Origin of the sequence: Flavobacterium sp. LS1R10, assembly GCF_003968825.1 — a bacterium.
Taxonomy (GTDB): Bacteria; Bacteroidota; Bacteroidia; order Flavobacteriales; family Flavobacteriaceae; genus Flavobacterium.
The window spans coordinates 1-26,228 of record NZ_RYDH01000008.1 but is presented as its reverse complement, the minus strand read 5'-3'; the positions used below and the strand labels follow the sequence as shown (position 1 = coordinate 26,228).

Below are 26,228 nucleotides of genomic sequence, written 5' to 3'. Positions count from 1 at the left end.
CCCGTTAAGCAAAACTTATTCGCTCCAGAAACTACCTAATCAAAGTCTAAACTACTTTACCGCTGGCACATAATTTTGATTATCAATAATTAATTTTCCTAAAATCTCTTTAAGAATTTCTGAAGTTCCTCCGCCTATTGGCCCTAAACGACTGTCCCTAAACAAACGTGCCAATGGATACTCCTCCATATACCCATAACCACCTAACATTTGTAAACAACTATAAATAGTATCATCTGCAACTTTTGTAGATTTCAGCTTAGCCATAGTGGACTCTTTTACGACGTATTCCCCTTTGTCTAAACGAGCGACAGCAGCATAGTTAAACACCTTACAGTGTTCTACCTCTGTTGCATGCTCAACAAGCGTATGTCTTAGTGCTTGAAACTTACTTATTTTTTTTCCAAATGCCTCTCTATGCGACATATAATCTATTGTATAATCTATTGCATATTCAGCTCTAGCATGTGCATTTATCGCCATGATTAAACGCTCCAAAGCAAAATGCTGCATGATGTAAGGAAATCCTTTCCCCTCTTCACCCATTAAGTTTTCTGCTGGGATCTCTACGTTGTCAAAGGCAATTTCAGCAGTATCAGATGCTCTCCAACCTAATTTATCTAGTTTGACAGCCGATATCCCTTTTAAACCAGTATCCATCAAAAAGATGCTAATCCCTTTGTTTCCAAGTTCAGGATTAGTTTTTGCTGCAACAATATAATAGTCTGCATAAACACCGTTTGTAATAAATGTTTTGGAACCATTAATAATATATTTATCTCCTTTTTTTACGGCATTAGTGCGCATCCCCGCAACATCACTACCCCCAAAAGGCTCTGAAATACATAAAGCTCCTATTTTCTTTCCGGCGATACTTGGCACTAAGTAATCTTGCTTTATCCTTTCGTCACCCTCAGCATTCAAATGGGTCATCGCTAAATACCCATGAGCCCACATGGCAGCAGCAAAACCTGATGACTTAATTTTTTGCAATTCTTCGAGAAAAATAACAGTATAAAATAAATCGAGATTCAGACCGCCATAAGCCTCTGGGTAGGCAATACCAAAGTACCCCATCTCGCCAAATTTTTCCCAAATAAAACGTTCTATTGTGCCCGTTTTTTCCCACTTTTCGATATGCGGAACAACTTCTTTCTGCAGAAAATCTTTTAAACTTTCTCTAAATGCATGGTGTTCTTCCGTAAAATAAATTGAATTCATATAGTATATTTTTCTTAACAAATAGTATTAATTGAAGCATAATAAAGCAGTACTATTTCAAATTTCGTTTTTAAACGATTAAAAATAATCCGCTAATAAAAAAGTAACACCTCTATTTTAAAAGGCAATACAATTCTCTTGTCCGGGGCTTAAAATCTGACACTTCTAATTAAAGTCCAAATATAAGTCAATTATTTTTGCTTTATCAACAGGAAATCCCTTAATTTTTATTAAATCCTCAATATTATTAAAATCCCCCTTCATGCTTCTATAAGTTATAATTTCTCTGGCCAGTACATACCTAAAATAATAAAACTGAGAAAGCTCCTTTAAAGAAGCGGTATTGACCTTGATTTTTTTAAATTGAGGCAGCGCCAAAACTTCAAAATGAGTATTCAAATTCTCAATTACTTCTGGTGACAACCCCCAAATATCCTGCATTTGATCCATAGAAACAAATCCGCCCAACGTTTCTTTTTGTTTTAAAATGCGAATAGAAATGGCCTCACCTATTCCATAAATTTTTACCAAATCTTCTTTTGTTGCCCTATTGATATCAATGACTAGGATTTTTTCTTTTTTGGCGAAAGCTGGATTTGAATATTTTTTATATGTAATAAATTTAGTTTTCTGTTTTTTAGCAAGTACCCAATCCGGGAATTTAAAATAAGGCGCTAGCACATTTAACAATGAGTCTGAAACTTTAGTCACGTTCTGAAACTCCTCAGGAGAATTTACATATTTGTTTTGTTTTCTATAAGCGAGCAAACGATCAATTTCCTGAAGAGACATTCCTAATCTATATCCTTTATAATCTGTGATAAAATTGGGATTAAAAAGATACACATTGGGCTTTTTATTTGCAGCTTCCATAGTAAGGGAATCCATTGCAGTTTGAAGAGAAAGCCATTTTTGTTTTTCAGGATACACTTTAGATACCGCTCTAAAATCAACAAAAAAATAAACCAGCTGCAGGACTACACTAATTACAAACAAAAAGAAAATACCGGTTCGTTGCTCCTTAGTGAACTTAAAATAAGTTAGAATCGTTTTAAAACTCATGGGGGTACGTATCGATTTGCTAGCATTAAAAATAATTCTAAATTTATAAATTAAATCAAGACCGTTCGCTTTCTGTAGATTTTTTTTCAAAAACAAATTAATACCCGCTACAAGCCTATTTGACAAAATAATTTCACCGGGAATCAATATTAAAAAAGACGACAAATCATTTTTTACAACTTAAAATTCAATTATTGTTTTTATTTTTTATAAAAAACAATACATTTGGAGCTTAATAACAAACAAAACCATATAACCCATGTCAATTTGGAAAACTAAACCCCTTTCGGTATTGCTAAATGAAGCATCAGAATCTGAAAAAGGATTAAAAAGAACTTTGTCTTCACGTTCATTAGTAGCGCTAGGAGTTGGAGCAATTATCGGAGCAGGATTATTTTCTTTAACAGGAATCGCAGCCGCAGATAATGCAGGACCCGCAGTAACGCTATCCTTCGTCTTAGCAGGGATAGGCTGTGCCTTTGCTGGATTGTGCTACGCTGAATTTGCCTCTATGATCCCAGTAGCAGGAAGTGCTTACACCTATTCTTATGCCACAATGGGAGAATTTGTTGCTTGGATTATTGGATGGGATTTAGTGCTTGAATATGCTCTTGGAGCCGCAACAGTAGCAGTGAGTTGGTCTCAATATGTAGATAAATTCCTCGCCAATTATGGACTCCATATTCCCCAGGAGATACTCCATGGACCATGGGATCAGAAACCAGGATTCATTAATTTACCCGCCATATTAATTATCTGTGCCCTTTCTCTACTATTGATTAGAGGCACAAAAGAATCAGCTTTATTAAACAATATTTTGGTTATTTTAAAAGTAACTGTTGTTATTGTATTCATAGGTATCGGATGGGGTTTTATTGACGGAGCGAATCATACTCCATTTATCCCTGTAAATGAAGGCGAAGCCCTTTTAAGCTCAGGAAAGATGACATTTTTAAATTTCTTTAGTAGCGATTACTTTGGTCATTACGGTTGGAGTGGTATTCTAAGAGGTGCAGGAGTTGTGTTTTTTGCATTTATAGGATTTGACGCTGTTTCTACAGCTGCACAAGAGGCAAAAGATCCACAGAAAGGTATGCCAATTGGTATATTAGGGTCGCTCATAATTTGTACCGTTTTATATGTTCTATTTGCTTTTGTTTTAACTGGTTTAGAAAACTACCTTAACTTTAAAGGTGACGCAAGCCCTGTCACTACAGCGTTTGCTAAGACAGGTTATACATTCTTAAACTCAGCATTAACAATTGCGATTATTGCAGGATATACCTCTGTAATGTTAGTGATGTTGATGGGGCAAAGTAGGGTTTTCTACAGTATGAGTATTGACGGATTATTACCTAAATTTTTTAGTACATTACACGCAACAAATAGAACACCATACAAAACAAACCTACTTTTCATGGTTTTTGTTAGCATGTTTGCAGGATTTGTTCCTGTGTCAGACTTAGGTCATATGGTAAGTATAGGAACATTATTTGCGTTTGCTCTTGTATGTATTGGAGTTGTTGTAATGAGAAAAACTAATCCCGATGCAGTAAGAGGTTTTAGAGTGCCATTTGTACCAGTATTTCCAATTCTAGGAGTTATCATCTGTCTAATCTTGATGGCTGGATTACCTATTGAAAGTTGGGAAAGACTTGCCATTTGGATGATTATTGGAGTTGCTATCTATTTTGCCTACGGTAAGAAAAAAAGTAAACTAAACAATCCGGATAAATAAATTTACAGCATACAAAAAAGGGATTCTAGAATAGTTTAACTATTTTAGAATCCCTTTTTTTATTTAACTCTTTTTACAAATCAAAAACCGAAGTGCGTTTTGCACGAATTAAATCTTTCAACCGCATCCAAAAAGCCAAAGTTAAATACACGGCAAACCACAAGCCAGCTGTAACAAATGACAAGTAAATAAAAAATAGTCGGACGCTACTGGCACGCATTCCTAAGGTATCTGCTAAGCGGGAGGAAACATGAAAACCGTGTTTCTCAAAAAAGAACTTAAGCTTAATTACTGCTGACATTTTTCAGTTAGTGTATTAAATTCGTCAATCACATATTTAAAAAACAAATTTACAACATTCTCCAGTAAACAAATCCAAAAATAATTGAATTAATTTTTTTTCAACAATTCCATTCCTACGGCACATTCTAAGCATTTACCTGCGTTGCAATACTCCATTTTTAATTGCAGTAATGATTGGGTATCAAAAGCACTTGCAGCGAGAACCCCAAAAGACTTGAATTTATCTATAATGGCATTTTTCTCCGGAGAAACTTCTTCTAACAGACGAATTAAATCCTCTGAAATTTCTTTTCCCTGACTTTTAGCAAAAGCAAATTGTAGCGGAATTATGGTATTTATGACGATCAAGTCAATGAAAGATTTTGAAAGCGATTTCCTTTTCTTTGGACTTTCTTTATCAAATTGGTAATGATTCAACCAATATTCAGAAGTCGAAACCTGAAACAGGTCGTAACTACTTTTTAATGAATTCAAAACACTTATTTTTGAAAATAAATGTACCTGACTGTGGTATAAATTCGCCAATTGAGAAAGACGTATCGTAGGAAAATTATCCGGGCGATGCTTAAAAAACTGGACTGGTGCCTGGCCACCTTGCTCCAATTGGTATTTATGTATCAAGTAAAAATACCTAAATTTTAAATCTTTGAAATAAGTATCCTCCTTATCACAATCCAATAACCCTGCGGTTCCAAAAATTAATGCTTCCAGATTCTCAATTTCAAAACTTTCCTTTCTAAGCACCGAAAAAGGAATGTTTTGTGCCATTTTAAAAAAGAGTTCTCCATTGGTATTTAATCCAAAATTTTTAGCCAAAAGGCAAAACAACACTGCTTCCCAATCGTGATTAGTTTGTTCTAACAAATCAAATATAGATTTTGCTTTTCTTTCCAGACGTTCAAAAAACAGACGTTCCTGCCAATTTTTAAAGACAAATCCATCAATTTTATTAATTTGCTTTTCGCAAAAAATCCATGATTTGGGTGCCATTAAAGATTGGTAATTTTCAAGGGTGGCCTTATCTACATATTTTTTGAGTTCCAAAACCGGAATTTCGCTGTTATTGCTTCTAAACACTTCCGTATCATGCTCCCAAACCACATGTAAAATAACGTTTTCATATCCTGAATCCTGTTCATGATGATGCACATACCAGTCTGACGATTTAAGATGAATTTCGACATTTCCTGCCCATTTTTGATTTGCAATCGTTATTTGTGCATTAAAAAAATCAGGACCGGCCAGTTCAAGATATTGGCCCACAGCAACAATTGTGATTTCCTCTCCATTGAAAGTTTTCAAATTCAAAGTATCAAATTTCTTGAATTTCCAAAGGTAATGGAGGAAATCTTCTTTCATATTGAAAATATTAGATTGAAGACTAATGTAGTAAAAAAAAATAGCAAATTATCTAAAATAAAAAAAATCAGAAATTTCCCTAAAATACCGAATGCTATTTTAGTAAAATAGGATGTTTTTATTTCAACAAATACAATTTGGCACAAGCCCGAGCATCAGATAACGCTTCGTGATGATTCAAAGCGATATTCATTTCCCGGCAACAATCGCTCAATTTAGTTGGTTTTAATCCTTTGGCTTTGTATATTTTTACGGTACATTCCCAACGAGAGGCAATATTCAAATCCGCATACTCTAAATTATAAAGCGCCATTGATTTTGCCAAAACATTCCGGTCAAAACTTTCATTGTGAGCTACAACCATCCTGTTTTGCAACCGTTTTTTAATTTCAGGATATACCTGAGCAAATGACTTAGCATTCATGGTATCACGCGGATAAATCCCATGCACTTGAATGGTAAAAGGAGAATATAAATTATTTGGCGGTTTGATTAAACTAACAAACTCATCTGTAATTATTCCATTTTCTACGGTTACAATTCCTACAGAACACGGATGGTATGCGGTTGCTGTTTCAAAGTCTATAGCGGTGAAGGTCAATTTGATTTCAGATTTAGGGTTAACGATATTTGATTTCAGATTTACAAAAATACTGTCAATTATAGAAGTTCAATGTATTTGTTACCTTTTTTTTAGATGTTCTTGCAAACTTTTAGATTCCAAAAATTTTACAGCAACAAAGTAATTAAACCAAAAAACCTTGCAGGTTTTTTGATTCTTGTTGGAGTATAATTAGGGAATAAAATCCAGTTTTAATCTTATTTTATCGACCCAATAATATCATATTTAGTTATAATATGGTGATTTCCATTCTCTAATTCAATCAAAACGGCTTCATTCTCTTTCGTGAATAATCGAGAAACTTCTTCAATAGGAGTTCCGTGTTTCACTATTGGAAAAGGTTTTCCCATTACATCTTTAATCGGTTTATCAGCTACATTTTTGTCGGCTACGTAACTTTGAAACAAATCACTTTCATCAACAGAACCTACAAATCCGGTGGTATCAATGACAGGAATTTGAGATATTTTGTATTTACGCATTCTTTCTATGGCGTGCGAAACTAATTCTTCGGTACGCACCACAATCAATGGTTTGTCGATATGATCTTTGATTACATCCTCCGCCTTTGTGATTTCTTCTTCTAGAAAACCGCGTTCCCGCATCCAGTCGTCATTGAACATTTTACCTACATAACGGCTTCCTGAATCATGAAAAAGAACCACAACTACATCTTCCGGTTTAAAATGTTCTTTGAGTTGCAACAATCCTTTGATCGCCGCACCAGCAGAATTCCCTACAAATATTCCTTCTTCAAGTGCAATTTTACGGGTATAAACCGCCGCATCTTTATCCGTTACTTTTGTAAATCCGTCAATCAAAGAAAAGTCTACATTCATGGGTAATATGTCCTCACCAATCCCTTCTGTGATATACGAATAGATTTCATTTTCGTCAAAAATTCCTGTTTCATGGTATTTTTTAAATACAGAACCATAGGTATCGATTCCCCAAATTTTAATGTTTGGATTTTTCTCTTTCAAATATTTCCCAACTCCGGAAATAGTTCCTCCAGTGCCTACCCCCGATACAAAATGAGTAATTTTACCACTTGTTTGCTCCCAAATTTCCGGTCCCGTTTGCTCGTAATGCGCGATAGCGTTTGAAGGGTTGTCGTATTGATTCACATACCAGGAATTAGGCGTTTCTTTGGCCAATCGTTTAGAAACCGAATAATACGACCTTGGATCCGTAGGTTCTACATCCGTAGGACACACCACAACTTTAGCGCCTACGGCACGAAGAATATCCATTTTTTCTTTGGACTGTTTGTCTGAAATTACACAAATTAGTTTGTATCCTTTTATAATGGCGACTAATGCCAATCCCATTCCTGTATTCCCGGAAGTTCCTTCAATAATAGTTCCGCCTGGCTGTAAACGGCCATCAGCCTCCGCATCTGCAATCATTTTTACAGCCATTCTGTCTTTTACGGAATTTCCTGGATTGAACGTTTCCACCTTAGCAAGTACTAAGGCCTCTACTTCGGCAGTTACTTTATTGAGTTTCACTAATGGGGTGTTGCCTATGGTACCTAATATATTTTCTGCGTAGCGCATTGTATAATAAATTTAAGATTGTAATTTGTTGTAAATACTGCTACAAAGATAGTATTTTGTTATAAATTAATCTTGTTTACGGAATTTTGCGTTCGTGATAATAGCGACATCCTTTCCTTGTTTGCTGCCAAGCAAGGAAAGATATAGCGGATAGCGCGATAAAACGCCCAAAAAAAATGACTTAAAAAATTGAAATTTTAAAGAGCTATTAATTAAAGAAGTTCCAAATTAAACCAAATCGGATCGTGAAATCACGCGATGGATTATTGGGGGAGGCATAAAAATCATTGCCAGTGAGTGCCGAATTAAAATGTTCCGCTTTCAAATAGATCCTTGTTCTTTGAATTTTTGCATTGATAAAAAAATCAAGGTTAGGATGATTGCCGATTTGTTTGTCTTTTTGCACAAAAAATTCTCCTATGACCGGATTGTATTCATTGGCATAATAACTGGAAAAGTAATTGAGTGAAATCCCTGTTTGCAGAAATAAGGCTTTTTTAAACAAAAAATTCGAGTAGTAAAACGTATTTCGCGTTACAATTTCAGGCACGTTCAAGATGGCATCTTGTTGTTCTGTTTTTTGATATAAAACTGTATTATCTAACGCAAATTTTCCAAATTTTAATTCTCTGCTGATTTTGATCGATACATAATTTATTGTGCTATTGTATTGTGCCGGCGCAACAATTTGTGTGTTATCTGTTTTTTGCTGCGCAGTTGATGCTTCGGTAAAATACAAATGATCATTCAACACTGAAAACTGCAATTCCGCATCTAGCCAAGGAGAAATGGCATTAGCTTTTATTGTGTTTATTTTTTCATTCTTAAAATCATTAGACCAGTTGTACTGCACGTAACTGCTCTGGTGCAGATTGTAATTGTTATTGGGTAGTTTGTTTATGTTTTGATACTGAAATGCAAATTGAATTTCATCAGTGAGCTCATACTTCAATTTAGCATCTAAATTTGAAAGCGACTGGTTGGTAATGGATCTGGAATAAGAAAAAATACCGTTCCAATTGTTTTTTCGGTATTCATATTGACCTCCGGCACTATTAATGTTCTGGCTCAAGAAACTTGGGACTGTTTTCGCATCAAATATTAGGATCTGATTGTAATAATAATTAGATCTGAAATCGTCAGCAAAAAACTGAAATTTACCCAATGTTGTATTTTCATAAATCAAACCAATTCTATTGTACATCTTGTTGTAACGCGTTTGATCATTGATCCCGCTGTTTGCAAAAGAGTCCCCAAACCGGTCAACTATTGCCCCTCCTACGGCAGATGCTACTGTGGCCTGATTGTATTCAAAGAACTTATTTTCGTAATTAAACTGATGCGCGAGATACGCGTTATTGTCTCCTTTTTTTGTGTTAATTCTAAAATTGTGATCCACAAAAATTCTTTTTCCTTTCAGAAATGATTTGGCGTCATTAAGATACACTTCAAATCTTTGTCTGTTATCGTAGTTTGGATCACCACTTTCAAAATCATTAATAGTCGTAATTCCACCGTTTTCTTCATTTAAAATATCTTGATAGGTATAATGTGCATTAGCAAAATACCGTTTATTTTTAGTGTTGTAACTGGTGGTAAACCTGAAATTTCCTGTACTTGAGAGCTGATTGATGTATTCTCCTTCTGAACGTAGTCCTCTGTAGGCGATCGAAAAATTTAAATTTTTTGAGGTGTTCAGGGTAATAAAGGCATCTACTGACTGCCCCTTTTGTACGGTTGTTTTAAAATATAATTCGGTAACAGGAGTTGCTACAGAGCTGTAACGGATTTGGTTTGCCTCCAAAAAATTAAAATGCTTTGCTTTAAAACCAAATTCCGGAAATACAACTACATCCGTCAAACCGTATTGTAAGGTATTGTATGTTTGTCCATCATTTGCAAAAGGTAAAAGTCCAAAAATGTCTTTTCGCAAATAGTTGTGGCTGTATTCTTTTTGAATATTGAGAGACGTGTCAATGTAAGTGGTATCCCGTTCTAGAGTGATGAACCGATACATATCAACAGTAGCCACTTTTTGTTCTTTTTGTTTATTGACCGTATCTGACGCACTTTGGTATTTACTGGCAGTATCTGTATTAGTAATATTTTTTTGAGAAAACAGCAGCATGGGCACTGCTAAAAAACAAAATAAAAATAATATTCTCATTTGACAGGATCTAATTAGTCGGTTACGTATACAGTTTTAACTCGGCAAAGATAAATGATAAAAACCTATAAATAAAAAAACATCTGACGGAAGTATGTGTTATACAAGAAAATTACTCGCTGTCAATTTACTCTTTCGGGACAGTTTTAAAGGGACCTGCAAGCAACAAATTTTCAGGAAACACTCCTTTTTCGTAGCATTTTGCACTACAAAACGATACATTAAACAACTGTCTAATAATAATAATAATAGCTACTGTCCTCTATAAAACAACACCGTAGTGATGGTCTTGAAAGCAATGTTCAAATCTAGGTAAATGCTGCGGTGCTTGATATAATACAAGTCATACTGCAGCTTGATCAGACTATCATCAATGGTTTCCCCATACGTATAATTGACCTGTGCCCAGCCAGTAAGCCCCGGCTTGATGATGTGTCTGGTTTCATAAAAAGGCATTATTTCTGCAATTTCTTTTACAAAAATAGGACGCTCGGGACGCGGACCTATAAAAGCCATATCTCCTTTTAGTATATTGATAACCTGAGGAAACTCATCGATTCTGGTTTTACGCAGAAATTTCCCAAAAAGCGTCACTCGGGAGTCATTCGTAGCGGTAAAAACGGCACCGTTCGATTCGGCATTTTTAACCATTGTCCGGAACTTTAAAATTTTAAATACCGCCCCATCTTTGCCTATCCGTTCTTGTGAATAAAACAACGACCCTTTATTTCCTATTGCATTTCCAAGCAAAATAAGCGGACACAAGAACACGCCTACAACAAGTCCAGACAAGGAAACGGTTATTTCAAATATTCGCATAACAATCAAATACAATTTATTCTGATTGCTTCGGCTAAAAGGAAAAAAACGATAAAAATCCCGTGACATGTACTGCACTGGTATGCGCTGGGTTTTACTTTCATATACCTGTGTATATTCCCGTATAATATTCCCAGCCTCTAATAAATGAAGCAATTGTTGGTACAAATCTGCTGTAATACCTCCCGTTTTTTGGGAAGCAATCACAATTTCAGAAACTCCGTTTTCATTCACAAAAGAGAACAAATCCTCTCTTTTGATGTGCTGCACATAATGGTATTCTTCCATTTGTTGTTCACTGGAATCTAGATTAACAAACCCAATTATTTTATAATGCGGATCAATATTTTCAAGTCCTAAAATCAACTCTTGTACCTGCTCCTGATCACAAATCAAGATTGCTTTCTGAAAAAATCGATTAGAGGCCAAAAAGGTTACATACAACATCCTCCAGAAAAACAACGATAAGAATACGACCAGAAAAAACAATAGAATTTGAAGGCGGTTTGAGGGCAGTTCCGGAGAAAAAAACGGCGTCAGTAAATAGACTAAAACAGTTGTTGAAACGGTAATAAGAGTACTTTTTAACACCTGAAACTCGTTGCTAGCCACCTGAAGATTATACATTTCAAAAATAGCTCCAAATACATTTAGGTAAACTGCCAAAACGATTGTCCAGTAATAATTAGTAGCTGAAACTTCAAAATAATCAAAAGCAAATACCTTTCCAGTTGCATATAAAGCCGTCAAAACAAAGAGAACATCAAAAAGTCGAAGAATCATCTTTCGTTCTGATATTTCAAAATGCATTTTGTCAACTGAAAACATGATAGGTATTTATGGTACGGGTGCAAATTTAATTTTTTTGTTCCAAATTAAACTTATAGTAGCACCTCTTTTTTTTAAGAACATCCACTTTTAACAAAGTGATTTTTTTAAGAGCTGCGTATTCCCTAAAAAAACCATGAAAAATATTGAAACGAATACGCACCACTTTCTTTATGGTTCTTCTCTACTCTTCTTTTACAACACTCGTTCTTCTGGGCGATCCCAACTGCACATTGAGTAAGGACAACGAGTATACAAAGGCAGGTGCGGCGGTACGCATGGCGGCATGATTAATGGTTAAAAACCAGAAGGCAACAAAACACAATAAAAACATATTGAACTTGTTTTCCAAGTACAAAACCAAGGGTGTAAAAAACAAAATCAGCAATGCTATTATCCCTAAAGACCCATGCTCGGCCAGCATCCGGGTAATTTCGTCGTGGGACAACACTTTGATCCCCGTTTCATCCTCCCGGACTTCCACCCCTTTCCCAACCCCTACTCCAAAAATAGGGTTCTTCAAAAACGTATTGATCTCATTTAGTGCCACATCCTCCCTGCCGGTAAACTGGCTCTCTTTAGCCCTTCCTGCGGCATCTTGATTGGCATAGCGCTTGTCAATAAGGCCGCCTGTCTGAAAGGAGGTGAAGGTCCAAGTGACAAACATTGCAAACACTAAGAATACGATAATATAATTCAATTTTGCCCTTCCGCCAAAATTAGATTTAAAATACAAGAACGCCAGCAACAAAACAATCATCAAGAATCCGGTAATCATTCCTCCTCGGGAGAAAGTAATGATTCCTCGATAAGTGATATTTAACGCAAGGATCAGGTTGATTATAATTTGGAATTTTGTTTTAGAATCCAATATTACTCTGGAAAAAAAAATAAACATCCCCAGTCCTAAAACCGTAGCCACCTGATTGGGGCCATACCCTCCAGAAGTTTGAAAATTAGATTCGGTTCCCGTTATGACTTCCTGTAAATCTGGTGTATAAAAAATCAGATATGCCACACAACTAATAATAGGAAGACCCATGCTCAGCAAGATTGTATTCATCTGATCCAATCCAATCTTTCGCCGAAAGGTGTACAAAGAAGCCAGTCCCAAACAAACGGGACCAGAAAGATTAAAGGCAATCGCTTTGCGAATATTCGTGTCAAAATTCAATACAAAAGTCGAAATAATAACACCGGGGATTAGTAACAATAGAAAGATCCAATACGGAATGGCTCCTTTAGAAAAACCGCTGTAATACATCCCGATAAGAACAAAGAGTACAACCCCGTATTTGGAAATTTCATAGAGTGGATTTCCACCGGTCATTCGCAAAAAGACTTCGCTCCCTACCACATAAGCCGCAGCAATCAGTGCTTCGTTATTTCTGTTTTGTTTTTTTACGATATAATAAATTCCAAAAATAAAAATAGAATAGCCGTATATTTTTGCTGTAAAAGGCAACAAATACCCCAATGCACCCACCACCACATGGAAAAGAATTAAATAGAGATAGGATCGATCTTCGTTTTTCATTTGTAACTATTTAGAATCGGATAGTTTTTCATAGTTCTTAATTAAAATATCGATCACTTTTTCTTTTGAATAATTATCTACAACTAATTGATGCAAATGTAGTGCAAAACTAATTCTTAAAGATTCCTTAGAAATCATTTTGTCTAATTGAACTTGAAGCTGAAAACTATCTAGTGGAGTAAACAACAAACCGCTAAAATTATCTTGGATAATCATTGGACAATGCCCGGTATTTGTTGATATTACTGATAATTTTGCCAAACCATATTCTAATAATGTTACAGGAAACCCCTCTGCTGTAGAGGCTAAAACACCAATTGTTGCTTGAGATAGTATGTATTTGATGTCAGTCTTAGAACCATAAATAAAAACATAATTTTCTAAATTATTTTTACTTATAAATTCCTTTAAAATAGCTGAATAGTCGTCCTTGTAATCTTTTCCGATTAAATGCAAACTCCAACCCAATTCCATTAAATTCATTTCCGCAAAAGCACGCAATATTGTTATGTGATTTTTAGGTTGTTTTAAATTTGCGATACATACTATTCGCTTCCCTTCTTCACTTTTCAGAATAGTTTCTTTTAAAACGTTGTCATCAAACGTAGCGAAATTTGGTAAAAAATATTTTTTTTTAGTTAATAGATTTTTATTAGCCCAAACTTCTAATTGATGATTTACTACAAATGTGCAAGAGAAAAAACAGGAACAAAAAGATAATATCAAATTATTCCATATTGATTCATTTGCCCTTGCTCCATAATGATCGTGCCAAATTAACTTAATCTTAGGATACGTCAATTTAAGTAATACCGCAGTAAAAAATGATGTCCCGTGTGCATGTGCGATTGTAATTTTATTCTGTTTTACAAATGATTTCAACTTTAAAACTGACCTTAAGTCGAAAGTGTGTTTTTTATTTAAATACAAATAAGAAACATCCGCATCAATTTGATGGAGCAGTAACCCTTCATTTCGGGTGACGATCAAACCTGCAAATTCAATTTTTTTCGCTAGCGCATTGGCATAACTGATCGCCATACGCTCCGCTCCACCTGCCTCGAGTGAATCTATAATTTGAATGATTCTCATGTTGTTGTTATCACTTATGTTACATATTAATCTACGCCCAATAGTAGCAAACCCACTCAAAGAGACGAGTTAAACTCAGCATCAACGTGCCAGTAATTTTTTGATTTCCGCTTCGAAAAAATCCATCGTATAGCCCCTGGACCATTCTGCTCCTCTGGTTTGTTTGTAATCAAAAAGGCTTTGGTTACTCAAAACCGATTCGATTTGCAAAATATCTTTTTCAAGATCCATTTCCAGCAAAATCCCTCTGTCCCCATAATCTAGCATAAAAGGCACACATGAAACAGCTGTTGCCAGAGGAACACAACCCCAAAACAGACCCTCGGCAATCACTTTTGGCCACCCTTCACTCTCTGAAGGCAACACTATAAAATGACTGTCCTGATAGGCTTTTTGCAGGGTTTCTTTGGATTGATTTCCTTTCAAAAAAACAATGGACTCGAGCTGATGCGCTACAACATACTCCTCTAAGACTTTACGTTGTACTCCTTCTCCATACAGCCGCAAACGCACTAAATACCCTTTTTGATGCAAATTTTCGATCAATTGAACAGCATACAGCGGATGCTTCCCATGGACTAATGTACCTGCAAAAACAAAATCGACCACACCCTGTAACACTTTTGGAACCACTGCCAATTTATCTTTTTCAGAATAGGTAGCCGTAAAAAAAGGTTTAATATTTCCAGAACTGCCCTTCCACTCGCCATACACTAAAACCTGCATGTTTCGGGTCAAAAAAGTGTTGCTTAAAATCCATCGTTGCAGTTCGTAGGTCCAAGGGTGCTTGGATTCAGGATCCCAATTTCCGGCATATTTAGCTGTTTTTGGAGTATTCGGAAATAAAATTTGAACAAAACAACCCAATAATCCAATATTTCCGGGACACCGTAAATGAATGTGATCAGCAGATTTCATGGCTTTAAATAAAACCCAAAGCAAGCCGGGAAGTTTAAATAAAGTAAGTAAAATAGCTTGTATCGATAATAAATCAAAACTTGGAACAGGAATAAAGTGTATGTTTTGATGTTGGTAAGAACTGTCAATGGCTGTTGCTTTCCCTGAAAAAAAGGGAGCCACAATCACTACTTGTGTTACATGGTTGCCCCAAACATTCATTTCTCTTACGTAGGGAGCGTACGCATAATATAAATTATTCACTTTCGAATGCGGCACATGGGTAATGATTACGAACTTCATATTTAAAATACTGTTTATATCTTATTTTGGTTTTCTTATCCACAAACTCCACCAACCAACGGTTCTGCCTACTGCCTCTGTAAAAGCTTCTTTTTTACTACTGCTGGTAAAGGTATTGCTAAACCGAATACCAGTCAAAAGTAATGTAATTGTGTGCCATTTTAATTGATGTTCTAATGTTGGCTTAGGATTTTTCGTTCTCCAGACATACCAACCATTTCGCACGACCATTTTACCATATTGATATTGATTGGGTCTTCCTGCGGTATCGTGATAATGATACAATCTTGCAGCAGTGTTCAAGTACAATGCCCCTATTTTAGACACTCGTAAAGAAAAGTCAGCATCCTCATACAATCCATAACCTTCAAAATAAGTAGAAAAATGCAACGTATCAAACACCTTTTTTCTGAAAGAGGAAACACCTCCCATCAACATTTCAACTTCATACGTTTTACCACTCGGAGGCAAAAATCCCACACTACGACCGTGTGAATATAAGGAAGAATAACCCGGTGGACAATCACTGTCTAATCCTAATTTTTTTCTTAACACGAATCGGCTGCCATCTTTTCTTTTCCATCCATCAAAATAAAATTCATCACTTTTGGAGTGATACTTTTCACCAACAAATTCCGTTTTAGTTTCATCAATAATGTACCCGCCAACACCTAAAGCCTGCGGATAAACCTTATACGTTTGTAACAGTTCTTCAAAATAGGTAGCCGTCAAAACAATGTCATCGTCTAAAAAACAGATTATTTCTATATCAACTGCTACTCTTTCAATTCCGTAGTTGCGTTGCTTAGTCAGACCACGATGTTGTGGTGGAACGACGAAATATTTTAAATGATCAAATCGATTATTCTCTATCATTACCGATGTATCCTGATTAGTTGACCCATCGATGATCATAATTTCATCTGGATACTTTGTTTGCTCTTTCACAGACTCTAATAGCTGTAATAAAGCTTCGGCACGCATGTACGTACAAATTAGTAATGAAAATTTCATTGTTATTGGTGTCTAATTCCTAAATTCTGCAATTTTTGTGCATAAAAAACCGACTTCTTAAATTGAATATTCTTGTAAGGAAATCGAAATAAACGATACAAAAAAGCAACTTTAGAACCCGTAAATAGATAATAGGTAAAATGTTTATACTTATACTCTCTCAATTGTTTAGGACTGTAATGCTTCATTATCCCATACATAATTGTTGGACTAGGAACCGGTTTTATGTTTTTCACAGGAGCATCCAGTTCCCAGGGCTGTGCTTTCCTTTTTTTTCCAACAATCTTAGCTTGAGTTCCCCAAAAACGATAGCCTCCGCTGGGTGGTTTTAAATGTAAATTAGCAGCAAATGGATTAGCTAAAACAGTTACTCCGATTTTACTTAACGACATTCCAAAATCACTGTCTTCGCCATAACCGCCATCAAAATTGACATCATTACCGACCAACTGATTTACAAACTCCCGTTTGACACAAGAATTCGCATTGCTAAACATTTGAGTACAGCCCGCAATAAATGGGGGTCGACTCAATTGTTCCAACTTAAGAGCCAAATCCTCTAAATTCTGTTGGTGGTGATCCGCACGGATATCCAGTCCGTTGCAGGCTCCAACCGAATAGGTTTGTAAGAACCGAATGTGGTTTTCGATGAAATCCGCAGGGATCCGAATATCATCATCCCCAAAAACAATATAATCCCCCGTGCATAGAGCAATCCCCTCATTTCTGGCCCTACAACTACCCTTTGTCTGTTGCCAAATCACTTTTAATTCAAAGGGATACTGCTTTTGTTCGTAGGCCGTTTCATCTCTGTCGCTCAAGGGAGTGGCATCTACAACAATAACCTGGGTCGGTTTATAGTTTTGATTAGACAAATCATCTAACAGTTGTAAAGTGTATTCTTGACGGAACATCGTAGGTATAATATAACTTACTGTAGGATTACCTTGAATAGCAAGAAGCACCCGAGAAGGAATTCTAGCCGTTATGTCCCTTTTTTTATAGGTATTCTTGACTCTGAACAAAGTAATCCATTCTGAAATTTTCAAGAAACCTAATCTGTAAATCATAAAAATGGCATGGCTTATTTTATAATTTTTTCTAAAAAAAAGATGACGATCTCTTCTTGAAACTATCACCTTTTCTATAGCCGCATTTGTAAATAAATTTTTTACATATAATGGAACTCCTCCCAAAAAACGGTTGCATCGAAATCCAAAATCTAAAGCCTGCATTTGAATATTTTCAAAATCGGTATCAAAACCTTTTGTGAGGTCCCAAACTGATTTACGAACTGCAAAAGCATTGGGATTAATCCTCCAACTGACACATTGATCTAATCCATCAAAATCATTCAAATACCAAAAGAATACAGCAGTCTGATAGACCAATTCAGGGAAAGCATTTTTATAGCCCTGCTCAAAAGAACTATGCCAAATATCGCCTGCTCCAGTAGACAATAGCTCCAATTGTGAAAAATCAGGAGTACCGGCATACAATAGTACTTCACCTGACGTCGTTGTATATTCTTTTAATTGTATTCTTCCCATTTATCGTTTAAACTTAAATCTACCCGTTGGGTGTAATTAATAAAAATTTCAATTAATCTTAAATAAAAAAATTGAACCACACTTCGACCCGTTAATCTCTGTTAGCATCCTACGTTTTAATAATCCTTTCTATCAGGTCGGAAGTACATATTGAGCGTAGACGAATTGTAGTCGAAGTCATGCTTTTTTAACTTAGCTGTCTGATTCTAACCTAACACAAACTTTTTTATAAAACACTACACTCTGTTGCGCCACTTTCTCCTTACTAAATTTTTCTTTCACTTTCTTTTCTGCCGCTAAACCAAACGCTTTTTGCAAAACAGCATCATCTAACAGTTGAATAATTTTTGTTGCGTATTCCAAATGATTTTTAGGATGTACTAAAAACCCATTGATACCGGCATCAATCACTTCTTGTGCCCAGCCAATATTTGAGGCTACAATAGGTTTTTGCAGCGCCATGGCCTCAATCCAAGACACGGGCAAAGCCTCGGCAAAAGTAGGAAACACGCAAATTGTTACCGTACTAATATGCTTTTTGATGTCCTGATATGGTACAGCCCCTAAATAAGTCACATTGAGCAGCGCAGCTGGAGAAAATATTCCTTGCATCATCTGCCAAGTGGAAGAATTCCCTGATATGATATCGGGAACATCTTTCCCTAACAAAATCAATTTAGCATTTGGATTTTTAGCGACCACTGCATTAAAAATAAACGGCAACTCTAACAATCCTTTTTTACGAATTAAACTCCCAAAATATAGAATCGTGTTCTTGTTTTCTTTGTTTTTATCATCCGGACTAAACGCATCAAGATCAATACCATTCGGAATAATCGTAAATTGCTTGTTTAAACCAAAGACCGCATTCGTAGTATCGGCCGTAAACTGACTTACAGAAAGCAAGCCATCTGCTTTTTTCAACGCTCTTTTTTCATGAAATTTATTAATCCACTTTACAGGCCGCTGATCCAAGTGACAAAAATAAGTATCCGAGCCATTTAACCGAATCACAACCGGACATTTTTCAGGAGAGATAAAAGAGGTGATTCCCGTCCAATCCGGAGCTTCTACCACATCAATTTTTTTATCCTCGTATAAAGTATCAATAATATTCTGCAGTTTTTTCCGGGTCAAATACCACGACAATCCCTTAAATTTGACATTCCTGATTTGTTGAATACAAATACCATTGTCATAAAAAACAGCTTCTTCTTTTTGGGCATACACTAAAACGCGTACCGAACAGCCTTCTGCCAAAAGTCCCATTGCCAGATTTTTGATACTGGTACCTATCCCGCCGGAGCTTCCTGTTTTTGGGTGTGGATATTCCGGGCTTAAAAAAGCTATTTTCCTCACCTCAACCTTCTCCAAAATAAAGGGAGCCACTGCTGAATATTCGTTTCCCATCTTATCTATTAAAAAAATCTTTTATAATTACACTGGTAAACCGTCGTGCTCCAGTATCATTCAGATGCCCGCAGGACGAAAAATACTGATCTCCTTCTACCGTATTTTCATAATTGTAAATTTCAGGATAGCGTTGTTGCACTTTTTCAAAATAATTTAATCCTTTAGTATTGGTGCACATCGGGGTCATGACAGCTATCAAATTGATGTTGTTGTCCTTGCAAAGCTGTTTAATTTCTTCATAATATTTGTTCCGTAACGGTTTTAAATTAGTCAGATTGTTTTTCATGTTACCCTTTTTTTTGACTAACGGATAATATCCTAAATGAGCCAAATTTGTAGTAGGCTCTTTCGATACCGTTTTATAGAGTTCTCTAAACCCAATCTTGGAATCAAATGCAACATACCTGTAAAAAGGAATGTAATACAATTCTTTAAAATCGGCCTCTTTTAAAAAATGATTTCTGATTGTTTTAGAATCATGGATAAAGGGAAGAAAACGAGAAGAAACACCCTCATCTCGCTTTTCATTTGATAAATTCAAATCAGCCTCGAGTATCACATTCTTTATAGTATACTTTCGTTCCACCATTAATTTCAACAGTAGGGAGGCTTCAAACAAATGTCCTCCGCTCATCCCGAAATTAAATGTTTTCAATCCTTTTTCTTCAAACATTGGAGCCACAAAATGATTGTTGGCTCTGGAAGATCCTAAAATTACCACATCATACTCGCGCGCTGCTGAATTGTAAACATAATCAATTTTCCCTCTATTCGACGACTGTACATAAACTGTTGTGTATAGAAAATCCAATACTACTAACAGTAAAAATAGTAGCACGAGGGTTTTGACTGCAAAAATTAAAAAACGTTTCATGGTTGTTTTGTATTGTATAGTATTATTCTAGTATTCAAATGTATAATATTTGACAGCTCGATATTTTGTAATGTCATAAGTTTAAAACTGAGCTTAGACGGATACTCGATTTGACAATTAAACTACTCTCTTTGTCACGTCGAGCGCAGTCGAGACGCTTTTATGTCTTAATGAATCTCGACTGCGCTCGATTTGACAATTAAACTACTCTCTTTGTCACGTCGAAAGTTTATACTGAGCGGAGTCGAAGTACAGTCGAGACGCTTAGTCAAACTATTCTTCTATATCTTCAACATCCGATTTGTATTTATGATGCGTTGCATTTCTACATTCTGATAAATCTTGTAATTTTTCGAAATTCCCATCAATTAGCGCTTGTTTTTTTATCCTACTCCATTTTTTTATTTTTTTTTCAAATTCGATAGCCTGATTAGGATCTGTAAAATCTTGATAAAAAACTAACAAAACCGGTCTTCTACTGTGCGTGTAGGCTTCCGAATATTTACCCATATTATGTTCCATAACTCTTCTCTCAATATCAGAAGTCACACCTACGTATAGTGAATCGTCAATACAACGAAGAATATACACATAGTAGAATTTCATATACTGTTTTATTTTAAATTAAACGAATCTCGACTATAGCTTGTCCTGAGCGTAGACGAAGGACTCGATTTGACAATTAAACTACTCTTTTTATCACCTCAAACGTTTATACTAAGCAGAAAAAAATTACAATCAATTTCCTTATTTATATCAAAACTGAAAATAAATAAATTCTTTATAATCGGAATACGTTCCTAATGCCACAATTGCTGCAAGGCATAATCCCAACTTTAAATAACTGTAGCGCCCAGAAATAGGTTCCACTTGCGTTCGGCTATTCCATTCCACAACAATAAAAGCAAGTATTAAAATGATGATTTCATAATTGTATCGCTCGTTATCCAAATACTGTGATGCAAAATTTCCATTGGTAAAAATACGCCCAATATATTCAAAAGCATCTCCTATCGATTTTACCCGGAAGAAAATCCATGCCAGGCAAGTTAATGCGAATGTACTGATAATGCTAAAGAAAACTGTGACGGAGGCAAAATCCCAATGCAAGGACACTGTTTCCATATTAGATCGATTCCGCTTCAAGAGCAACAATGGCAAAAAATACAGGGCATTAATAAAACCCCAGGCAATAAAAGTCCAATTGGCACCATGCCAAAAACCACTGATTAAAAAAATAATAAAGGTATTGCGGATTTTCATTCCCATACCTCCACTGCTGCCTCCCAAAGGAATATATACGTAATCCCGAAACCACGACGAAAGAGAAATGTGCCAGCGCCGCCAGAACTCGGCGATATCACGAGAAAAATAGGGGTAGTTAAAATTGCGCAGCAAATCGATTCCAAACAATTTTGACATTCCCAACGCCATGTCGGAATAACCCGAAAAATCCCCATAAATCTGGAAAGCAAAATAAACGGCACCAAGAACCAACGACAAAGAATTCATGGATTCATAATTATCAAAAATCGCATTGGCGTATGTAGCGCAGGTATCCGCAATTACCACTTTTTTGACCAATCCCCAGGCAAACTGAAAGATTCCTTCTTTGGCTTTTTGATAGTCAAAACTGCGTTTCACTTTCACTTGTGGTAATAAATGTGTGGCTCTTTCAATGGGTCCCGCCACAAGCAGTGGAAAATAACTGACAAACAACGAGTAATCGACAAAATTATATTCTGCCTTAATTCTTTTTAAATAAATATCAATGACGTATGATAATCCGTGAAACGTATAGAAGGAAATACCCACCGGCAAGATCACGTTGAGTAGTAAAGGACTCGTTTGTAACCCAAACCCATTCAACAACTCCGAGAAAGAATCTGCAAAAAAATTATAGTATTTAAAAATTCCCAGGAAGCCCAGATTTACACTGATACTCAGCCAAAACCAAAATTTTCGACTCCGTACCGTCTTGGCCTTTTCTATCCGAATACCGGTATAATAATCTAAAAACGTCGAGAACACCAACAGGAACAGAAAACGCCAATCCCAACAGGAGTAAAAATAATAGCTGGCTATAATGAGCACTGCATTTTGAGCACTTTTGGTTTTATTACAAACAAACCAATACAACACAAATACAATAGGTAGGAAAACGGCAAAGGATAAGGAATTAAAAAACATACGTACGGGAACGGATTTGACGGTGTAAAATTAAGATTTATTCTCTAATACCAATGCTAAATGGTACTCGACCATTCTTGCCAGTGAAAAACGGTTTTCAATGAGGGTTCTGGTATTCGTTTCAATTCTTTTATGACCCAAATAAACGGCTTCAAGAATATTCTTTAGAGCCATAACATCTTTTGCTTTATAAATAAACCCATTTTCCCCGGAAACAATAACCTCCTCATTACCACCAACATTTGTTGTGATTACAGGAACATTGGCAGCTAAACTCTCTAATATCGATAAACTGAAACACTCCATGTGGGTAGGTTGCAGCATATAATCATATTCCGAAAATAACGCTTTCAGGTTAGAAATGCTGCCCATAAAAGCAAAACAATGGGCTACATCATAGTATTTCATCTTTTCAACCAAAATACTTTTATAAGGCCCATCTCCGTAAAGATCAATTTTAATTTCCTTCTGTATCGATGTAGGAAGCATTGCGACAGCAGCAATTAAATCCTGAATCCCTTTAGATTCACGTAGGTGAGATGCTGTCAAAAAGATGGGATGCAATGTGTTTCGATTCATTCGTTGTAAAATATTTTCTAGTACAACCCCGTTATAAATAGTCAATGTCTTCTTTTTCAAATGAGAACCAAAATCATGAATAATTTCTTTGACGGTATAATCAGAAACCCCTACAAAAACAGCAATATATCTGGAAAATAAAACTCCTTTGATTCTTTTCTCGATTCTCTTTTTTAAAGGATAGCCGGAAAGAGGTCTTGGATTATGATCCACGGCAATTATTTTAGCGACGCTCAACTGCTTTATTTTATAAAAAAAAGGAGTACATAATTCGACAAAATGGGTAATGATATGCGTGTACGCTGTTGCATTGGTGGTACAAAAACTAAGAAAATGATTTTCTACGGATTGATATCCACTCTCAAAAATCGTTAAAGTAACATATTCGCCATGATCGGACTGATTCGGAAAAAACCAATCCACCTGAATATTATTTGCTGCACATTTCTTGTCAAACGCCCAAAAAAAGTAATCCATTCCGCCTACTCTTTCGGGTAATAGTTCATAATTACAAAGCACTGCTATTTTTTTATTTTCGGTCATTCCATTGTGATAAAGTTGTAGCAATACGCTGACTGGTTCCGTTTAATTTTTTGCTTATTTGTAAGTCAATCATAGCCTTTCTTTCTTTAGTTCGTGCCAAAGGATTGATTAAAGCCTCCTTGATTTGGTCAATTAATTCGGTTGGATTTTGAGCGATGGTCACGGATTGGCTCTCGACTACTTTTTTGAAATGATCATATCCTAAAAAACGTTGGTCATTATACAAACCATTTTCAGGATTTCCAAAAACAGTATTAATTACCGGTTTGTCAAATAACATAAAATCTAAACTCATTGTAGAGCACATGTTAATATTCAAATCAACATATTCCAACAAAGAACGTAAATCCATGATATCCTCCTCACTAGGAATGCGTTGAGACCAGCTTTCAGCATGATTCTCTCGAGTCAAAATCCATTTGGGCGTATTCCAGATAATTTCAGGAAACTCTTTTTGTATCGCAGCAAAACGCTCTGGTTCTTCTGCTGGAGAAGTCCGTACAACAAGTTGACATGGAATTCCTATTTTATTTTCTCGCATGGCATTGGCAATAGTCCGAATCACAACAGGATCATTCGCTCCGATACTGGCATCAGCACAACTGAAACAAATTATTTTTTGACTCTCCTTTAAATTAAATTTAGCATAAAAATCTTGTTTTTCTGTTTTGTATTTGTCCATCACATAAGGCTCAAATTGAGGTGTTCCCACCACTCTTACCTGTTCCTCTTTTACATTCGGATAAAAATACAACAGCTCCTTTTTCATTAAATCACTCCAAACCAAAAAATAATCAAAAGTCCCTAACATCCTTCCTTTGGATGCTAAATTATCCCAACTGAAAATAAAACTGCTGACTGGTATTTGAGATTGGATAGCTGCATATAAAAAAGGGGCTAAATACGAGGGTCTTTGATGGGTAAAAAAAACATGAGTCGGTTGGTCTTCTTGCAATAATCGAAGATACCCTTTTGCTATTCTATGTTTAGAAAAAGACAAAAACTGTAATTTTTCTACAAACAGAATACTGGCAGAAGAGTGCACTCTCTGCGTAAAAAAATAAATAATTTTGACTAAAAGAGACCGGGCAGAGATTGTTTTGGGATACCCAGATTTCAGGTTGTCTTTCATACCATAAAAAGACTTATAGTGTTGTAGATGAGCTAGCTCTTTCCATTTCCTGAAAAACCAGGTCCATTTGCCTTCTACAAAAACATCCAATTCTTTTATAGTACTTGTAGACTGTAAATCCGCAGGATAAGCACTGATAGGCAACCCCGAATAAATGATAATAGCATCAAATTGGAGTCTGGCTTCTGTTAAAAAGTCACTCATTACAAAATTCCGGAATCCAACGCCATCAGTGATTACTATACCTAGTTTTTTCATTGCTTTTAAACTTACAATTTTTGATTATTTTAAAATAATTCTTACATACAAAAACTATTAAATATTTTTTTAATTAATACTTAGTATCTTAATTTCGCTTTTTTATTACCACAAAAACCTTGTTGAAGTTTAAAATTTCATAGGGGATATTTATATTATACTCAACAAGAGTTCTCTTAATCTCTTCTTCATTGGTGTGACCATCTACATAAATCAAATCACAATTATCTTGGATTTTGGGACCATCGGGAGAATAAACATATTTAGACTCCATAAAATAATAGGAAACAAACATCAATCGATCAAAGGACCCATCTAACAATGATTTAATTGGCACCTTAGAATTCGGTGAAAAATAAATCTTGTTTTGAATGTATTTTGATGCATCTCTCCAGTTTTGTTTTTTATAAGTATAATTCCCAAACACAGATAAAATTAGTAATCCGATAATGTATAAGAATACAAATATTTTATTATTATCAAATAATTCATTAAAAATAAAAGAAATAAAGAGAAGAATTAAAGGTACTGTTACAATTAAATATCTTTCCGATATTGTAAATATCATGATACTGATTAAATATGAAGTTAAAAATAATAACAAAACTGGAAGTAAGATTATACTATACTTCTTTACCAATATTAAAAAGTAATTGAAATTTCTTAAAATTGGAGCTAGTAAAATTAATAAAGCGGCTACACCAAACTTATTTACAGCAAAAATGGTAGAGAAATTAAAAATAATATTTTTTAAATTATTCCTATCCCAAGAAATTTGTTTAATATGATTCCCCATATCAACAAAGTAAAACTGAAAAATGAGCCAGATCATTCCTAATATTCCAATAAAAATAGATACAACTAATATAGTTATTGCTGATCTATTTTTTTTTAAGACTAAAGAATATATAATTGTAACAAAAGAAAGTAAAAAGATAATTAGGCTACCAAAATGGTGAGTATAGCAAATCAAAACTCCTACTAAAAAGTAATAAATTAACAACATATTTTCAATTTTCTGACTACCCCTTATTCTCTTTAAAAAAATTAAAAAAATAATACTTGCTAAACTAGATAATGCATAAAGAAGAGTGGATATGCAAATAAAAACTGCACATTAAGTTAAGCTACATTTTTGTAATTAATTTGATTGTTAAATTCTTCAATA

Annotated in this window: 21 protein-coding genes; 1 reads left to right on the top strand and 20 read right to left on the bottom strand. The window is 35.3% G+C overall.

The features are described from left to right. Positions 1 to 51: 51 nt before the first annotated feature. Positions 52 to 1,221, bottom strand: a complete 1,170-nt coding sequence (locus tag EKL96_RS13030) for an acyl-CoA dehydrogenase family protein (RefSeq protein WP_126463122.1) — start codon at positions 1,219 to 1,221, stop codon at positions 52 to 54. Between the two features lie 165 nt (positions 1,222 to 1,386). Continuing rightward, complete coding sequence (locus EKL96_RS13025) at positions 1,387 to 2,283, bottom strand: ComEA family DNA-binding protein (protein ID WP_126463284.1); 897 nt, start codon at positions 2,281 to 2,283, stop codon at positions 1,387 to 1,389. A 259-nt stretch (positions 2,284 to 2,542) separates the two neighbouring features. On the opposite strand from EKL96_RS13025, the gene EKL96_RS13020 reads away from it, so the two are divergent. After that, positions 2,543 to 4,021, top strand: coding sequence for an amino acid permease (locus tag EKL96_RS13020; RefSeq protein WP_126451894.1), 1,479 nt, complete (start codon positions 2,543 to 2,545; stop codon positions 4,019 to 4,021). Positions 4,022 to 4,094: 73 nt separating this feature from the next. On the opposite strand, the gene EKL96_RS13015 is transcribed toward EKL96_RS13020, so the two are convergent. From EKL96_RS13015 to EKL96_RS12930, 18 genes are all read right to left on the bottom strand, one after another. Continuing rightward, on the bottom strand, positions 4,095 to 4,322 hold the full coding sequence (locus EKL96_RS13015) for a PspC domain-containing protein (RefSeq protein ID WP_126451893.1): 228 nt from the start codon (positions 4,320 to 4,322) through the stop codon (positions 4,095 to 4,097). Between the two features lie 89 nt (positions 4,323 to 4,411). Beyond that, the gene (locus EKL96_RS13010; RefSeq protein WP_126463120.1) at positions 4,412 to 5,683 is read right to left on the bottom strand and encodes a DUF2851 family protein; all 1,272 of its coding nucleotides are present in this window, start codon (positions 5,681 to 5,683) and stop codon (positions 4,412 to 4,414) included. A 118-nt stretch (positions 5,684 to 5,801) separates the two neighbouring features. Next, a complete protein-coding gene (locus EKL96_RS13005) occupies positions 5,802 to 6,284 on the bottom strand; it encodes a 3'-5' exonuclease (protein WP_126451891.1) in 483 nt (160 codons plus the stop codon). A 218-nt stretch (positions 6,285 to 6,502) separates the two neighbouring features. After that, the gene (locus EKL96_RS13000; protein ID WP_126463118.1) at positions 6,503 to 7,864 is read right to left on the bottom strand and encodes a pyridoxal-phosphate dependent enzyme; all 1,362 of its coding nucleotides are present in this window, start codon (positions 7,862 to 7,864) and stop codon (positions 6,503 to 6,505) included. 208 nt (positions 7,865 to 8,072) lie between these two features. Next, positions 8,073 to 10,031: a putative porin gene (locus EKL96_RS12995; protein ID WP_126463116.1), complete on the bottom strand. Its 1,959-nt coding sequence runs from the start codon at positions 10,029 to 10,031 to the stop codon at positions 8,073 to 8,075. A gap of 252 nt (positions 10,032 to 10,283) precedes the next feature. Beyond that, a complete protein-coding gene (locus EKL96_RS12990; RefSeq protein WP_126463114.1) occupies positions 10,284 to 11,678 on the bottom strand; it encodes an exopolysaccharide biosynthesis polyprenyl glycosylphosphotransferase in 1,395 nt (464 codons plus the stop codon). Between the two features lie 184 nt (positions 11,679 to 11,862). Further along, entirely contained in the window at positions 11,863 to 13,215 is a 1,353-nt protein-coding gene (locus EKL96_RS12985) for an O-antigen ligase family protein (RefSeq protein WP_126463112.1), read from the bottom strand. A gap of 6 nt (positions 13,216 to 13,221) precedes the next feature. After that, positions 13,222 to 14,307, bottom strand: coding sequence for a glycosyltransferase (locus EKL96_RS12980; RefSeq protein WP_126463110.1), 1,086 nt, complete (start codon positions 14,305 to 14,307; stop codon positions 13,222 to 13,224). A gap of 81 nt (positions 14,308 to 14,388) precedes the next feature. After that, positions 14,389 to 15,507 (bottom strand): glycosyltransferase, encoded by a 1,119-nt coding sequence (locus EKL96_RS12975; protein WP_126463108.1) that lies wholly within the window; start codon positions 15,505 to 15,507, stop codon positions 14,389 to 14,391. 21 nt (positions 15,508 to 15,528) lie between these two features. Next, complete coding sequence (locus tag EKL96_RS12970; RefSeq protein ID WP_126463106.1) at positions 15,529 to 16,521, bottom strand: glycosyltransferase family 2 protein; 993 nt, start codon at positions 16,519 to 16,521, stop codon at positions 15,529 to 15,531. Between the two features lie 2 nt (positions 16,522 to 16,523). Then, complete coding sequence (locus EKL96_RS12965; RefSeq protein WP_197037220.1) at positions 16,524 to 18,071, bottom strand: glycosyltransferase family 2 protein; 1,548 nt, start codon at positions 18,069 to 18,071, stop codon at positions 16,524 to 16,526. Positions 18,072 to 18,263: 192 nt separating this feature from the next. After that, positions 18,264 to 19,481: a glycosyltransferase family 4 protein gene (locus tag EKL96_RS12960; protein WP_126463104.1), complete on the bottom strand. Its 1,218-nt coding sequence runs from the start codon at positions 19,479 to 19,481 to the stop codon at positions 18,264 to 18,266. A gap of 1 nt (position 19,482) precedes the next feature. Continuing rightward, on the bottom strand, positions 19,483 to 20,358 hold the full coding sequence (locus tag EKL96_RS12955) for a hypothetical protein (RefSeq protein WP_126463102.1): 876 nt from the start codon (positions 20,356 to 20,358) through the stop codon (positions 19,483 to 19,485). 273 nt (positions 20,359 to 20,631) lie between these two features. Continuing rightward, the gene (locus EKL96_RS12950; protein WP_126463101.1) at positions 20,632 to 20,964 is read right to left on the bottom strand and encodes a GIY-YIG nuclease family protein; all 333 of its coding nucleotides are present in this window, start codon (positions 20,962 to 20,964) and stop codon (positions 20,632 to 20,634) included. Positions 20,965 to 21,114: 150 nt separating this feature from the next. Beyond that, complete coding sequence (locus tag EKL96_RS12945) at positions 21,115 to 22,548, bottom strand: MBOAT family O-acyltransferase (protein WP_126463099.1); 1,434 nt, start codon at positions 22,546 to 22,548, stop codon at positions 21,115 to 21,117. Positions 22,549 to 22,578: 30 nt separating this feature from the next. Beyond that, entirely contained in the window at positions 22,579 to 23,670 is a 1,092-nt protein-coding gene (locus EKL96_RS12940; RefSeq protein WP_233579312.1) for a glycosyltransferase family 4 protein, read from the bottom strand. Beyond that, positions 23,657 to 25,060 (bottom strand): hypothetical protein, encoded by a 1,404-nt coding sequence (locus EKL96_RS12935; RefSeq protein ID WP_126463097.1) that lies wholly within the window; start codon positions 25,058 to 25,060, stop codon positions 23,657 to 23,659. Before EKL96_RS12935 ends, EKL96_RS12940 begins: the two co-directional genes overlap by 14 nt. 88 nt (positions 25,061 to 25,148) lie before the next feature. After that, on the bottom strand, positions 25,149 to 26,066 hold the full coding sequence (locus EKL96_RS12930; RefSeq protein ID WP_126463095.1) for a hypothetical protein: 918 nt from the start codon (positions 26,064 to 26,066) through the stop codon (positions 25,149 to 25,151). Positions 26,067 to 26,228 lie beyond the last annotated feature (162 nt).